General features: G+C 62.0%; 10 protein-coding genes. 4 read left to right on the forward strand and 6 right to left on the reverse strand.

Annotated elements, in window-relative coordinates; all coding sequences use genetic code 11:
* Nucleotides 1-2 precede the first annotated feature (2 nt).
* Both ACQZ40_RS07685 and ACQZ40_RS07690 read left to right on the forward strand, forming a co-directional pair.
* Nucleotides 3-788, forward strand: a complete 786-nt coding sequence (locus ACQZ40_RS07685) for a TIM barrel protein (RefSeq protein ID WP_448747694.1) — start codon at nt 3-5, stop codon at nt 786-788.
* Between the two features lie 206 nt (nt 789-994).
* Nucleotides 995-2,041: a LacI family DNA-binding transcriptional regulator gene (locus ACQZ40_RS07690; RefSeq protein WP_020808845.1), complete on the forward strand. Its 1,047-nt coding sequence runs from the start codon at nt 995-997 to the stop codon at nt 2,039-2,041.
* Between the two features lie 9 nt (nt 2,042-2,050).
* Here the strand turns inward: ACQZ40_RS07690 and ACQZ40_RS07695 are convergent, their stop codons facing one another.
* From ACQZ40_RS07695 to ACQZ40_RS07720, 6 genes are read right to left on the reverse strand one after another with little or no spacing between them, the layout of a single operon-like run.
* Entirely contained in the window at nt 2,051-3,100 is a 1,050-nt protein-coding gene (locus ACQZ40_RS07695) for a carbohydrate ABC transporter permease (RefSeq protein WP_448747695.1), read from the reverse strand.
* Between the two features lie 2 nt (nt 3,101-3,102).
* Nucleotides 3,103-4,098 (reverse strand): carbohydrate ABC transporter permease, encoded by a 996-nt coding sequence (locus ACQZ40_RS07700; RefSeq protein ID WP_020808843.1) that lies wholly within the window; start codon nt 4,096-4,098, stop codon nt 3,103-3,105.
* 1 nt (nt 4,099) lies between these two features.
* Entirely contained in the window at nt 4,100-5,206 is a 1,107-nt protein-coding gene (locus ACQZ40_RS07705; RefSeq protein ID WP_448747696.1) for an ABC transporter ATP-binding protein, read from the reverse strand.
* The gene (gene pglB, locus ACQZ40_RS07710) at nt 5,206-6,558 is read right to left on the reverse strand and encodes a polygalacturonase PglB (protein ID WP_448747697.1); all 1,353 of its coding nucleotides are present in this window, start codon (nt 6,556-6,558) and stop codon (nt 5,206-5,208) included. The genes ACQZ40_RS07705 and pglB overlap by 1 nt, the downstream gene beginning before the upstream one ends.
* Before the next feature lie 5 nt (nt 6,559-6,563).
* Nucleotides 6,564-7,658, reverse strand: coding sequence for a beta-galactosidase BglB (gene bglB, locus ACQZ40_RS07715; protein ID WP_065655324.1), 1,095 nt, complete (start codon nt 7,656-7,658; stop codon nt 6,564-6,566).
* A gap of 13 nt (nt 7,659-7,671) precedes the next feature.
* Nucleotides 7,672-10,194 carry a hypothetical protein gene (locus ACQZ40_RS07720; protein ID WP_448747698.1) on the reverse strand — a complete coding sequence of 841 codons (2,523 nt, stop codon included), beginning with the start codon at nt 10,192-10,194 and terminating at the stop codon, nt 7,672-7,674.
* Nucleotides 10,195-10,388: 194 nt separating this feature from the next.
* Between ACQZ40_RS07720 and ACQZ40_RS07725 the strand changes: the two genes are divergently transcribed.
* Nucleotides 10,389-11,669, forward strand: coding sequence for an ABC transporter substrate-binding protein (locus ACQZ40_RS07725; RefSeq protein WP_031233411.1), 1,281 nt, complete (start codon nt 10,389-10,391; stop codon nt 11,667-11,669).
* A 253-nt stretch (nt 11,670-11,922) separates the two neighbouring features.
* Complete coding sequence (locus ACQZ40_RS07730; RefSeq protein ID WP_448747699.1) at nt 11,923-13,905, forward strand: phosphatase PAP2 family protein; 1,983 nt, start codon at nt 11,923-11,925, stop codon at nt 13,903-13,905.
* Nucleotides 13,906-13,956: the final 51 nt, after the last annotated feature.

Raw genomic sequence — 13,956 nt, forward strand, 5'->3', positions numbered from 1 at the left:
TCATGCGTTTTGCCATCAACCACATTACCGCGCCGAAGCTTTCCCTTGAGGCGTTCTTTGCGACGGCCCGCGAACTCGGCCTTACCGAAGTCGAAATCCGCAACGACCTGCCTGATATCGTCGGCACGGTGGAGCCGGCCGAGGTAAAGGCGGCGGCCGAAAAGGCCGGTGTGACGATTATCTCGATCAATGCGCTTTATCCCTTCAACGTCTGGTCGGGCGATCTGCCTGCGCGGGCCGTCGCCATGGCCGATTATGCGGCGGCAAGCGGTGCGAAAGCGCTGGTCATGTGCCCGCTCAACGACGGTACGCCGGTGTCTTTTGACGATCTCGTCACGGCGCTGAAGGCCATGAAGCCGATCCTTAAGGAACGCGGCCTGATCGGTTTCGTTGAGCCGCTCGGTTTCCCGGTCTCTTCGCTGCGCACCAAGGCCGAAGCGATCAGGGCCATCGATGCGGCCGGTGGCGGCGATGTCTACAGGCTGGTGCACGACACCTTCCACCACCATCTCGCAGGCGAGACGGAGTTCTTCCCCGACCGCACCGGCCTCGTGCATATTTCCGGCGTGATCGATCCTGCCGTCTCCGTCGCTGACATGCTCGATGCCCACCGCGTTCTGGTGGATGGTGACGACCGGCTGGAAAATATCACCCAGATCAGGACGCTCGAGGCGGCCGGTTACAAGGGACCTTACAGCTTCGAACCCTTCGCGACGGAAGTGCACGAGCTGAAGGATCCGGCCGCTGCCGTAAAGAGCAGCATCGACCATATCTCCCAGGCGCTCTGACGGCCTTGCCGCCCGCGGTTCGCTGCGGGCGGCGTTTCTTACGGGGGATTAAAAACCCAGAGAAATCAATTCCGCATTTACGGATGATGCTGTAGTCTTCGAGCGACGAGAGAGCAGCAAACAGGCACGGGTATTCTTCAGATCGACTGCGTGAGGCAGGCTTTCTGCCCGCACCGTCCGAAGTAGAGTGGTTGAATTTCCCCTTTATGAAAATAGACAGGAAAACGACGCTTAAGGACGTGGCGCGGGAGGCGAATGTTTCGCTGAGCACGGCTTCGCACGCCATCAACGGCACAGCACCCTTGACCACGCAGGTGCGCGAGCGGGTGCTGGAGGCGGCACGCGCACTCGGTTATCTCGAAAACCGGCGACAGAAGGCGACGATCGCCACTTTGCGTGTCGTGCTTCTGGCCATGACCAATGATGCAGCACCGCAGAGCGACCTCAACATGGTCAGCTGGACGATGCTGAACGGCTTCAGGCGCGAATGCGAGCGGCGCGGTATTCGCATCGTTCCTTATGTCAGCACAACGAGCCGGCTCGACCCGGTTGCGGTGGCGGCGGCGGCGGATGCCGACAATGTCGACGGTATCGTGATCCTGAACGATGACAGGCCGCAACTGGTCGAGGCGCTGTCTGCGCTTTCGCGGCCGGTGGTGCTGATCAATGGCGAGGACCCGGCCATGATCGTCGATACGGTGACCGCCGAGAACCGTTTTGGCGCGCGGCTCGGTATCGAACATCTGCTGTCGCTCGGGCATCGCAATATTCTGCACATCACCTGGAAAGGGCGCACGACGATCCGCCGCCGATATGACGGTTATAGCGACGCGTATCTCGCGGCGGGTCTCTCTATTCCCGCCGATATGGTCATCGAGGTGGAGAGCTATGAGCCGGAATGGGGTGAGGCCGCCACCCGCCGCCTGCTGGCCGAGGAAAAACCGCTCAGAAACGCCACGGCGATCTTCTGCGCCGCCGATAATCTGGCGCTCGGTTGCCTGAAGGCCCTGACAGAAGCCGGAATCCGGGTGCCGGACGATGTTTCGGTATTGGGGTTTGACGATATCATGCCGGCGGCCTTCAGTGCGCCGCCGCTCAGTACCATCCAGTTGCCCGCCGACAGGCTGGGCGGCGCGGCGCTTGCGCTGCTGGAGCAGCGGCTTGTGGCGGCCGATCCCACCCGCCCGGCGCACCGGCTGGAACTCGGTTGTCGCCTTGTGCTGAGGGGCAGCATCGCGCCGCCCCCCAAATGATTTGTCGTTTTATTTCATCCCCGTGCCGGCAATCCCTGTCGTGATATAGCGCTGCAGGAACAGGAACACGACGGTGACAGGTGCGAGGCTGAGGAAGGTCATGGCGAGGATATAGTGCCATTGCACCGAGAACTCGCCCTGGAAGGCGTTCAGCCCCACCTGCAGCGTGAAGTTTTCGCGACTGCTGAGAACGATCAGCGGCCAGAGGAAGTCGTTCCAGCGCCAAAGCACCGAAAAGATGGCGAGAACCGCAAGCGCCGGCGCCGTCAGCGGCAGGATGATGCGCCAGAAGATACGGAATTCGCTTGCCGCATCGACGCGGGCCGCCTCGATCAGCTCATCGGGAATGGTCAGCATATATTGCCGCAGCAGGAACACGCCGGTCGGCGTCGCCACCGTCGGGATGATGACACCCCAGAGATTGTCGACGAGGCCGACGCCGACGATGACCAGATAGGCCGGCACCATGACGACGGTGAGCGGGATCATCAGGGTAGAGATGATCAGCACGAAGATCGCCTTCTCGCCGCGGAAGCGGTATTTCGAGAGCGCAAAGGCGGCCATGGCATTGACGATCAGCGTCAGGACGGTTGCGACGAAGGTGACGAAGACCGAGTTCTTGAGGAAGGTCAGGAAGCTGAACCGGGTGAGCGGATCGGTGAAGTTCTCCGTCGCGATAGTCAGTTTCTGGACGGGCGTTATTTCCCGGGTGTCAACGCTGACGGGCGGGCCGGGATTGGCGGGATCGACCATCTGGGCTTTCAGCCCGATGCGGCGGACCATGGCCATTTCCCGCTCGATGCCGTCAATGGGGGCTTTCCAGAGGCTGAGAGGTTTGTCGTAACCCTGCACGTCCACCTGCAAGGCGGCGCGTGGCAGAAGGCTGGGCGGAAACCGGGTGATTTCGGCCTCCGGTTTCAGCGATGACATGGCGGCCCAGACGACCGGGATGAGGACGGCGAGCGTGCCGCCGATGAGCCAGACCCATGACAGTATATCGGTGAGGCCGATCCGGCCGGGGCGGCGGGTGCGCGTGAGGAAGGAGACGGCGTTGGACATGGTCAGGACTCCATCTTTTTGCCGAGGCGCAGTTGCACGAGCGTCAGCGCGAGAAGCACAAGGCCCATCAGAACCGATGCGGCGGACGCAAGGCCGAACAGCCTCAGATCGCTGCCGAAGGCCATCTGGTAGATATATTGCACGACGAATGTATTGGCCGTGCCCGGTCCACCGCCATTGGTCAGAACCCATGCCTCATCAAAGATTTGCACCGAGCGGATCATCAGGAGGATGAGCACGACGAGCAGGTTGGGGCCGAGAAGCGGCAGGGTGATGCGGAAAAGCGTGCGCCGGGGCGAGGCGGCGTCGATGGCGGCGGCTTCATAAAGGTCCTTCGGGATGGCCTGAAGGCCGGCCAGCAGGATCAGCGTATAAAAGCCCATGTGGAACCAGACCGAGACCACCACGACGAAGAAACGCGACCAGCCGACATCCAGCAGGAAGATTTCCGGCGGCACGCCGAGCATCTGGAAAAAGGCGTTGAGCAGGCCGTTCCGGTCGAGGAACCATTTCCAGATGAGGCCGATGACGACGGGCGACAGCAGCACCGGATAAAAGAACATGGCGCGGAAGAAACCGCGCGCGGCAATCGCCCGGTTGAGGATGAGGGCGGTGATGAGCGCGACCAGAAGCGTGGCGACGACGTTGAAGCCGACAAACCACAGCGTGTTCCAGATCGCCGTCCAGAACAGCGATTCCCGGCAGCTTCCGGGGTCCATGTAGCTCTGGCAATCCAGCAGCTTGCCGAAATTTTCCAGCCCGACGAAGGGGCGGTCGGTGATGAGAAGTTCGGTGCCGCCGGTGAAGGCGTAACCGACGGCAATGGCAATCGGCAGGAAGGTGAAGATGCCGAAGAGAACGAGGTTCGGCATCAGGAAAATATAGGGCATGCGCCTTTTGCCGATCAGCCGCTCGATGAAGTTGAGCGGCACTTCGGCAATCGCCATCACGGCATCGAGCGCACGGTCGGACAGTCTCGCAAGCGTCGGATTGGCCATGCTAACTTCTCCCTTCGCTGTTCAGGCGCGGCAACGCCAGTTCGGTGGCGGGATCGAAGACATGCACCTTTTCCCGTGCCGGCATGATCCTCAGCACCGAGCCGGAAGCGGGGGCGAAATGGCCCGCCTGATGCACGATGATCTGCTCTTTCTCGCCCTGGAGATTGCCGTAGAGATAGGTCTCGGTGCCGAGGCTTTCGTGATACTGCACCTCGAAGGGCAAGCCGGCATTGTCGGAGATGGTGAAATGCGAGGGGCGAATGCCCGCGAGAACCGCCTGCCCGGAGCTGACGGCTGCCGGATCGACAAGGCAGGGGAGTGACACACCGTAGCCGGCGTCGATGGCGATGCTACCGTCGCTGCCCTTGGTGATCGTGCCCTTCAGCATGTTCATGCGCGGCGAGCCGAGGAAACCGGCGACGAAGAGATTGCGCGGATTGTCGAAAAGCTCAAGCGGGCTGCCCACCTGCTCGATGCGCCCGGCGCGCAGCACCACGATCTTGTCGGCCATGGTCATGGCTTCCACCTGATCGTGGGTGACATAGATCATCGTCGTCTTGATATCGCGATGCAGGCGGGTGATTTCGGCACGCGTCTGCACGCGCAGCGCCGCATCGAGGTTGGAAAGCGGCTCATCGAACAGGAAGATATCCGGCTCGCGCACGATGGCGCGGCCGATGGCGACGCGCTGGCGCTGGCCGCCGGAAAGCTGTTTCGGCTTGCGGTCGAGATAGGGCTCGATGGCCAGCATCCGGGCCGCCTCGTTGATGCGGCTTTCGATTTCCGCCCGCTTGAAACGCAGGTTTTCCAGGCCGAAGGCAAGGTTCTTGCGCACGCTCATATGCGGGTAAAGCGCGTAGGACTGGAAGACCATGGCGATCTTGCGCTCGGCCGGGGACAGCGCGCTGACATCGCGCCCGCCGATAGCGATTGTGCCGGAGGTGACGTCCTCGAGTCCGGCGATGATGCGCAGCAGCGTCGATTTTCCGCAGCCCGAAGGGCCGACGAAAACGACGAATTCGCCGTTCTCGATCTGAAGATCGATGTCATGCAGCACATGAACGGCGCCGAACGCCTTGTTGAGGTTTTCGAGTTTCAGACTTCCCATCACCTGCTCCCTTCGGGCAAGTTCGTCGTCGCGACGATCTCTTGGCTGTTCCAGCCCTCGGGCAAGGGCGTCGTTCTTTTGATGGCGACATCGCGGGCCGCAAATCCTTCCACGCCGGCAAGATAGACCGCCGGCATTCCGCCGGGATAATCCTCCATTCCGACGATCCTGCCCTCAGCATCCTGCGTCCAGGCATTGGCGCGGCCGGCGGCATGGGGGCTTGGCGCAATATCTGCATTGGTTGGGCGCAGATCGTATTGCAGGCCGGTGCCAAGCTTGCCGGGTTGCTGCGACAGCGTGATGCGCTCCAACCGGACATTGTGAATGCCGGCCTTCGATGTGGCGACGAGGTTGATCGCGCCTTCCATGGAGCCGCTCAAGTCTTCCACGACCAGATTGTCGACGCTGCCGGCCTGACGCTCGGGGCGGCGGTCGACGACGGTCACGGTGACCGCTTCGCCCGAACCCCAGAAGCCGCCCGGCGTTTCGTGGCATTCGGTCTCGATACGTGAAAAGCGGATGTTGCGCATCGCGCCGCCATCGCGGGAAAACAGGCCGACGCCGCGATTGGACTGGACGATTTTGCAATCCTCGAACACGACATCGGTGAAATCGCCGAAGGATTCCGTGCCGAGCTTCAGCGCGCAGCTCATGCTGGAAACGGTGCAGCGGCGAACGGTGATATCGGCGCAGGCTCCGACGGCCTTGCCGTCCGGCCCGGCGCTGGTCTTCAGGCAGATGCCGTCATCGGCGGTCGAGATGAAGCAATCCTCGATCAGGGCGCGCCGGCAGGCATCGAGCACAACGCCATCGGTATTGGGCAGGCGGCGGTCGTTTTCGATGCGCAGATTGCGGAAATGAAGGTTTTCGCAATCGACCATATGCAGCGTCCACATCGGCGAACCACTGACGGAGAGGTTTTCGAGGCGCACGTTGTGGCAGCTTTCCAGCACCATCACGCGTGGGCGCTTTTTCGCCGGGACATAGGTGCCCATGGCCTTGTCGTCGCCGACGATGAAGTTTTCACCGCCAGCCTCGATACGGCCGGGGCCGGTGACGGCGATGTCATGCGCCCCCCTGGCGATGATCATGCCGCGATCGGAGTCTTCGGCAATCACCGAAACCCGGGTGAGGGCATAGGCGTCGTAATCGGAAACGGGGGCAAGCACCGCATCTTCGGCAAGGTGCAGTTCCACGCCGCTTTTGAGATGGAGGCCGGCGCTGACATGACGCCCGGCCGAGAGAGACACGCGCCCGCCGCCTGCGGCTGAAACGCTGTCGATAGCCTGCTGGATGGCCGCCGTGGCATCGAGGCCACCCGCCGCGACTGTGATGTCCTGACTGATGTTCATGATGCTCACGATGCCTTTGGCCTTTTCAGAAAAACGTCGATCAGAAGCAGCATGGTCAGCGCCTGCCCGTAGGGTGTGGGCAGATTGGGAATGCGGCGGTAGAAGTCGAGATCGTGGCCCATCGGCGTGCCGTCGGAGACACCGTGGACGACGCCTTCATCGTCGATATTGCCAAGCACCGCCTTCAGCGCGCGCTCCGCATGCGGGCGGTTTTCTTCGCCGAGAATGCCGGCCTCTATGCCGCGCAGAATGCCATAGGCGATGCCGGCCGTCGCCGATGTTTCCACCGGCGAGGTCGGGTCATCGAGCAGCGTGTGGAACATGCCGTCCTCGCGCTGATACTGCCTGAGCGACCGCACCTGGCTTGCCAGCACATTGGCGAGGAAACGCCTGTCCTTTTCGCCAAGCGTCGGCACCAGTTCGAAAAGCTCGGGAATGGCGACGGTGATCCAGGAATTGCCGCGCGCCCAGAAGGCGTCAGCGAAATTATGACGTCCGTTGAAGGTCCAGCCGTGATACCAGAGCCCGGTGACGGGGTCCGACAGATAACGCGTATGGATCATGAACTGGTAGACCGCCTCGTCGATCCAGTCCTGGCGTTTGCAGACGACGCCGGCGCGGGCGAGGAACAGACATGCCATGAACAGCGTGTCGTCCCAGAGTTCGCCCTCATTCAGCCGCTCCTTGACGACATGCTGGAAGCCGCCATCTTCGGTTTTCGGCAATTGATGCACCAGCCAGTCGGCCCAGTCTTCCACCAGCGCCCGGAAATCCGGCCGGTCGACATGTTCGGTGAGGATGACAAGCGGCAGCATCGGCGCGGAACTGTTGATCTGGCGCGGCGGCAGGCCACGGTCGATCTGCCAGCCGTACCATGTCACGAGGTCATCCAATGCCTTCTGGTCGTTGGCGGCGAGCGCCCGGCGCAGGAAGCCGTAAAGGCCCACACCCACTTCCCAGTCCCATTCGTCGAACTGGATCTTGCCATCGGAACTGCCGCTGACCAGACCTTCCTGAATGCCCTTGAGGCGGCTGAAGGCGGCGGCGACATTGTCGATCGTCGTCCTGAGAGTGTCTTTTTCCATGCTTGGCTGGTTCATCTGTCAATTCCGCTTAGGAGTAGAAGGGTTTTGCAGCGCTGCCCGAAGCTGGGTCGGCGCTGTCGAAGGTGATTTTTGGTTGCGGGTGGTCATGGTCGAAGGCCATGGCCTGTCCGCCGATGGTGAAGGCGCCGTCCCAGTTGAGAGTAAGTTCTGGCCCGCCCGGTGGCGTGACTGAGAGCAGCCGGCTTTCGGCATCGAAGGTGATCTGCGTGGCGAGGATTTTTTCCCGAAAACGGGAGAAGGCTTCCATATCCCCGCAGCCGATGATGCCGACCCAGCCGGCGCGGCGGCCGGGCGATCTGATCTCGCGACTGGCGGTGGCGCCGGTGGTGATGGGCTGAAGCCCGTTGGTCGCATAAAGTGCGGCAAAGCCACGGCCCGAGCGGGTGATGAGCCAGCTGCCCTCCACCAGCACCTCGTCCAGCCCGTCGCGGCCGAGATAGGCATGGGTCCAGTCGTTGCGGTGATCCTGCGTATCGAAGATCAGCATCGCCAGATCGCGATGTTGCGCCACGCGCGGCAGGATGCCGCTTCCCGCCCAATAGGAGGGGCGCTGGGTGCCCCACGGATCGTCTTCGCCCGGATGATTGACCCAGAGCCGCGCCATCGGGTGGCCGGCAAGCTTGATGTCCATGACGTGCTGCTGATGGCCCTTGCGGCCGGTCTTGTGATCGACAACGGTGGAAAGCTGGGCGGCCTCGTTCTTGAAGAGCACGAGCTTGCCGGGCTCCAGACCCTGCGCATAACGCGCCTCGACCATGCGGCCGCCTGTCAGTTGGGAAAGGGAGGCGAGATGCGCCGGTGGCAGGTAATCGCCGCAGCAGAACATCGGCAGCGAGGCAACGCCATTGTTCAGCCAGCCCTGACCGAAGGCGACCTGCGCAAAGGGCGCCAGTTCCGTCAGCGGCCCGGCGCGCAGCTCCTTGTCATAAGCCCGCCCTTGCGAACCGGAGGGAACGCCGCCGAGCGTGTGCAACGCGATCATTTCGAAGATGAGATCGATCTGGTGGCGCGCGCGGGCGGCGAGCTCCGGTCCCGCCCAATGTTCGATGGCGAGAAGGCCGATGAAATCCACCGGATAATAGGCGGCCGAATTCCATTCGGCGAGGCCATGCGCCTCGACGCTGTCGAACCAGCGCTCCAGCCGCTCAGTGGCCAGCGCCGCCTGTTCTCTGCCGGTGCGGCCGGAGGCGGTGAATACGGCATCCGGCAGATATTCGCCAGCCAATAGCTGACTGGTGTGGAAGCAGAGAACATGGTTCTCGCTCCAGAACCACATGACGTCATTGCCCGGTTCGTCCACCCAGTAACGATAGCCGAGGATCGAGGCGTCGATCCGCGCCCGCATCTCGGCCGGCAGGCGGTCCCCATAGGCGCGCACCAGCCACAGAAGCGGGATCATGACGAAATCGGAGCAGTCTTCCCGCCGATCAATGGAATGCAGCGTCGCATCGACGATACCGCCGATCGTCTCGATGTCATCGCTGCCGGTGGCGACCATCGCCAGCGCGCGGCCGATGCGCCAGGCACCGAAACGGGCGCTGAAGGAGAGAGCGGCTTTTTTTCGCTCGTTGATATCGGCATCGGATGCTTCCGGCGCGATATCATGCATGAACGCCGCGTCGATGACGCGGGTTACCGTTCCCGCTCCCGAACCCATGGTGATTTTGACACCGTGATATCCGTCCGAAATGCCTGTCGTTTCAGGGATCGTCAGCGAGGATTGCCCGGCCCTCAGCACCGTATCCACTTCCGCAAGCGAAGCGCGCTCATGCCCATGGCTTTTGACGGCGATGTGCACCGGCAGGTCGCTCGCAGGCGCCGCCCCGAAGACCAGTTCGAGGGCTGTGGCGGAAAACACGTCACGCGCCGGGCGAACATCGCGCACCAGCGCGGCGAGACGCTTCGTTTCCTCCCGGTCGAGCGGCACGGGCAGCACGACGGTCAGCGGTGTGGCGTCGACGACCTCAAGCTCGAAGAACCAGATGATGTCGCGTTCCGCCAGATCCTCGCAGAGCAGCAGCACCTCGTTATCGCCGGCTGCGAGATCGAGCGTGATGTCACGGCTGCTTTCGACATTGCGGATGAAAGGTTCGAAACGGACCTGTTCGACGCCGCCCACCCAGATGCGGACGCCGCCGCAGGTGCGCAGCCGAAAATGCGCCTGTCTTGCCGCATCGCTGCGGAAGGTGCCCTTCAGCCAGCGCTGCACATGGGTGGGAACGTGCCAGAAACCGGTGAATTCGACGCGGCGATTGGAGCCCGGCAGATTGAGGTGCGATACCGGCCAGCTGGTATCGGGTGCGATATCGCGGCCGATCATGGTCTGCTGGAAGGCCTTGCGGCAGGGCAGGTCGCCCACATCCACGAAACCGTTGATGAAGCGATAGTTCACGCGGTCTTCGGCGGGGGCTGCGGTGCCGGGGAACGACGTCTCCACCAGATCGGAGACGATCCAGGCGGTCACCGTTTCGCCGTTTGCGACGGTATATGTCGGCTGCGACGCGTTCGCCGCAAATGGTCCATCCGTCATAATGGATCGCCTCCCGTCGATCTTTATGAAATTATTTTCACAATCCGATTTTCGCTTTTCCGCGTCGATTTGTGCGATTTATGCAAAACAAACAGCTTGACGTTTATTCTGTCAAGCCGCAAAACATTATAAATCGAATTAAGCAGAGGAGCTTCCGTTCGATTTATGAAAATATTTTCATTGGGAGGATGAGCATGATGAAATTGTTTTCGGGCGTCAGCGCCCTTGTGGTGGCCTCTGTCGCCGGTCTTGCGACGGCCCAGGCCGAGACCCGCACGATTACTTTCCTTTTTACGGATGACGACCAGGGTTATGTGCAGCGCATGTCGGAACTCAGCAAGGAGTTCGAGACGGCCAATCCGGGTGTGAAGATCAATTTCGTGTCTTCGGGTTATGACGCGGTTTCCAAGCAACTGCCGGTGCAGCTGGCGGTGGGCGAAGGTCCTGATATAGCCAAGATCACCGACTGGCAGCTTGCGCCCTATTATCTCGACATGCGCCCCTATATGAAGGATGCGGAAGCCTTCGCGAAGCTGCACGGTTCCAGCCTCAACCAGCTTCGCCTGCCGAATGTCAACGATCCGCAGTCGATCAACGGTTACATGGCGTCGCAGACGCTCAATCTGCCCTTCGTCAACAAGACGCTGTTCGAGCAGGCGGGCGAACCCTTGCCCGGCCCGACCGCAAAGTTCAGCGAGATCGTCGAGGCTTCCGCCCGTGTCGCCAAGGCGACCGGCGTGCAGATTCCCTTCACCATGGACCGTTCCGGCCACCGCTTCTCCGGCGGCGCCTTCGCTTATGGCGCGACCTATGTGAAGGACGGCAAGTTCAGCTTCCCGGACGATGCGGCGAAAAAATATATCGCCGATATCTATTCATGGACGCAGAATGGCAGCTTCCCAAAAGAGATGTGGGGTGCGGCCGGCGGTTCGCAGTACAAGAACATGGGTGACGAGTTCGTCAACGGCAATGTCGTGACCTATCTGGCCGGCAACTGGATGGTGAATCCGTTCCAGAACAAGATCGGCGACAGTTTCGAATGGACGGCGATCAATGCGCCCTGCGGCGAGGCCGGATGCTACGCCATGCCCGGCGGCACCGCCATTGTCGGCTTCAAGCGCACCAAGTATCCCGAAGATGTGGCTCACTTCATCGAATTCCTCGGGTCTGAAAAGGTGCAGCGGGAAATCGCCGAGAACTACGTCATCCTGACCGGCGCGGAGATCGTCGATCCGCAATACAAGCTGAAGAGCGAAGACGCCAAGGCGGCGATGAAGGTCTTCCTCGACAACAAGAAGAACGTGCCGCAGGCCGCCCGTGAGTTCGAGCGCGCCAAGGGCGGCAGCGCCATGTATCAGCAGATTGTGCAGCGCATGAGCCAGCTCATCGTCGGCGAGTTGACGCTCGACCAGACCTACAAGGTTCTGGAGGATGACGTCGCCAAGATCAACGAGGCCGTCGCGGTCAAGAAATAACGGCCCGACCGTCCGCCTCCGGCGGAACGATGAAGTTCTCGAACGATATGCCCGGAGTGGCGCTCCGGGCATATCGCGCCGTTTCTTTCCGAAGGCGGCGCATTTTCGCTGGAGGAATTGCCGCAGGGAGCCGTTACCGGCAACCCATCGAAAAAATGAAATACGCTCCGTTTAAACCTGACGATGAGGCGCGCGGAACGCCGCGCCGCCTGTTTTCGTCACGCGTCACTCGCTGAAAATCATAGGATTCGTCATGGCCAGACTGAAGATGTCGTCTTTCTTTTCCGCTCGCTCGAGCCTGCTCGCCTCCGTCGCATTGCTGGTTCTGGTTCCGGGCGCGCAGGCGTTCGATCGCACCGGGCCGGCAGGACAGGGTTATGCCATAACGGTGCCGGAACCGGCGGCAACATATCCGCTGCCGCTTGCCGACAATTATCGCAACCAGACCGGCAAGAACGAGAAGGGCGAGGCGGTTCGCGCCTATGATGACCGGGACAACCCGATCATTGAAATCCTCACCGGTTTCAACCGCATCTGGACGCTTGGCGATGAAAAATGGGCGGATGGCGGCGCCAATGGCGATGGCCCGGCGGATTTCAGCCATGTGAAGATCGTCGATCCCACGATATGGCAGGAAAACATGCGTTACGTGCTGTCCGTGACGGGTGAAAACCGCACCCGCGCTGCCGCTTTCGAAGCCTATATGAATGACCGCCGTTCGCAGGGTTACAGCGTCATCGACGGCATGGGGCCGCTTGCCGCCTGGTATCGCGAAGGGGCGGGCGCAACGACGACGATCAATCATACGCTGGCGGATTTCGACCCGAACGAGGTCATCACCCGCAAGGAAGACGACAAGGGCACAGAGGCAGGTGCCGCCGATAGCGAACTGAAGGATTTCGTCGCCTTCATGAAGGTGATACGCGGCCCGGAGGGCACGACGTCGCCGGCGAAGTATTTCTATTCCTCACCACGGCCCTGGCGCATGAACGACAAAGGCGAGGTGATCGAAACCGGCAAGGAAACGATTGGCGACCGCAGCTTCGAAAGCCATGACAGCGATCCGGGCGTCATCGTGCCGGCGCTGAAATATGCGCGGGAAAATCGCGGGCGCGGCAAGGATGGCGGTTTTCCGAGCGGGCACACCAATGCCGCCTATCTGGCCGCCATCGCCTATGCCTATGCCGTGCCGGAGCGCTTTTCCGAATTGCTGACGGCTGCCTCCGAACTCGGCGAGAGCCGCATCGTCGCCGGCATGCATTCGCCGCTCGACGTGATCGGCGGCCGCATCACCGCAACCGCGATGGCCGCGGCCATGTTGCAGGACCCGAAAAATGCCGAGGTGAAGAAGGCCGCGCATGCGGCCTTGCAGGCCTATTTCACTAAGCGCCTGCCGCAGGGCCAGTCGCTCATCGATTTCGCCCATGGCGCAAAGCCGGATGTCGACCAATTTGCCGACGCGGCGAAGAACGGGGCGGATTATCGCAGGCGCATGACCTATTCCTTCAGCCGCGACAGGGCCGCAGGCGATGCGCCGATGGTGGTGCCGAAGGGGGCGGAGGTCCTGCTGGAGACACGTTTGCCCTATCTCGATGCCGCCCAGCGCCGCGCCGTGCTGTTTTCCACCGGCATCGAGGCCGGTTATCCGCTGCTGGATGACAGCAATGGCTGGGGCCGCATCAATCTGGTCGCTGCCGCCAGCGGTTACGGCGCGTTTGACGGCGATGTCGAGGTGACGATGGACGCTGCCGCCGGCGGGTTCAATGCGGCGGACAGATGGACGAACGATATTGCCGGGGCAGGGCGTCTCGTCAAATCCGGCAGCGGAGCGCTGACGCTTGGCGGCCATAACAGTTATGGCGGCGGCACCATTCTCAGGGAGGGAACGCTGGTGGCGTCATCCGCCGATGCGCTTGGAACCGGCGGCGTGCTGGTCAGCGGCGGCACGCTTTCGCTTGTAGGAGGGACGGATCTTGTCATCGGCGGCGATTATACGCAGTCGGGCGGCACGCTGGCGGTCGACCCGCAGAAGGCTGCGCTTCGGATCAAGGGCAATGCGGTGCTGGACGGCGCGACGCTGAAGCTCGCTTTCGATGGCGGCGCGCCGGCCGCCGGCACGCGGCTCGACGTGATCTCCGCCAACGGCCTGACCGGGACATTCGCCACGATAGATGCGGGCAGCGTGAAGCTGCGGCCGGTCTATACCGGTTCGGCACTGTCGGTGGTGGTCGAATAGGCCGATGCAGGAGGCCTGCCGGGCCCGGTTTAAGCCGCCGCGCCCGGGGCT

This window comes from Agrobacterium sp. 16-172Ci (assembly GCF_053522725.1).

Excerpts from the sequence above, each read along its gene's own strand:
- ACQZ40_RS07685 (WP_448747694.1), top strand. The coding sequence starts at position 3 with ATGCGTTTTGCCATCAACCACATTACCGCGCCGAAGCTTTCCCTTGAG.
- ACQZ40_RS07690 (WP_020808845.1), top strand. The coding sequence starts at position 995 with ATGAAAATAGACAGGAAAACGACGCTTAAGGACGTGGCGCGGGAGGCG.
- ACQZ40_RS07695 (WP_448747695.1), bottom strand. The coding sequence starts at position 3,100 with ATGTCCAACGCCGTCTCCTTCCTCACGCGCACCCGCCGCCCCGGCCGG.
- ACQZ40_RS07700 (WP_020808843.1), bottom strand. The coding sequence starts at position 4,098 with ATGGCCAATCCGACGCTTGCGAGACTGTCCGACCGTGCGCTCGATGCC.
- ACQZ40_RS07705 (WP_448747696.1), bottom strand. The coding sequence starts at position 5,206 with ATGGGAAGTCTGAAACTCGAAAACCTCAACAAGGCGTTCGGCGCCGTT.
- pglB (WP_448747697.1), bottom strand. The coding sequence starts at position 6,558 with ATGAACATCAGTCAGGACATCACAGTCGCGGCGGGTGGCCTCGATGCC.
- bglB (WP_065655324.1), bottom strand. The coding sequence starts at position 7,658 with ATGAACCAGCCAAGCATGGAAAAAGACACTCTCAGGACGACGATCGAC.
- ACQZ40_RS07720 (WP_448747698.1), bottom strand. The coding sequence starts at position 10,194 with ATGACGGATGGACCATTTGCGGCGAACGCGTCGCAGCCGACATATACC.
- ACQZ40_RS07725 (WP_031233411.1), top strand. The coding sequence starts at position 10,389 with ATGATGAAATTGTTTTCGGGCGTCAGCGCCCTTGTGGTGGCCTCTGTC.
- ACQZ40_RS07730 (WP_448747699.1), top strand. The coding sequence starts at position 11,923 with ATGGCCAGACTGAAGATGTCGTCTTTCTTTTCCGCTCGCTCGAGCCTG.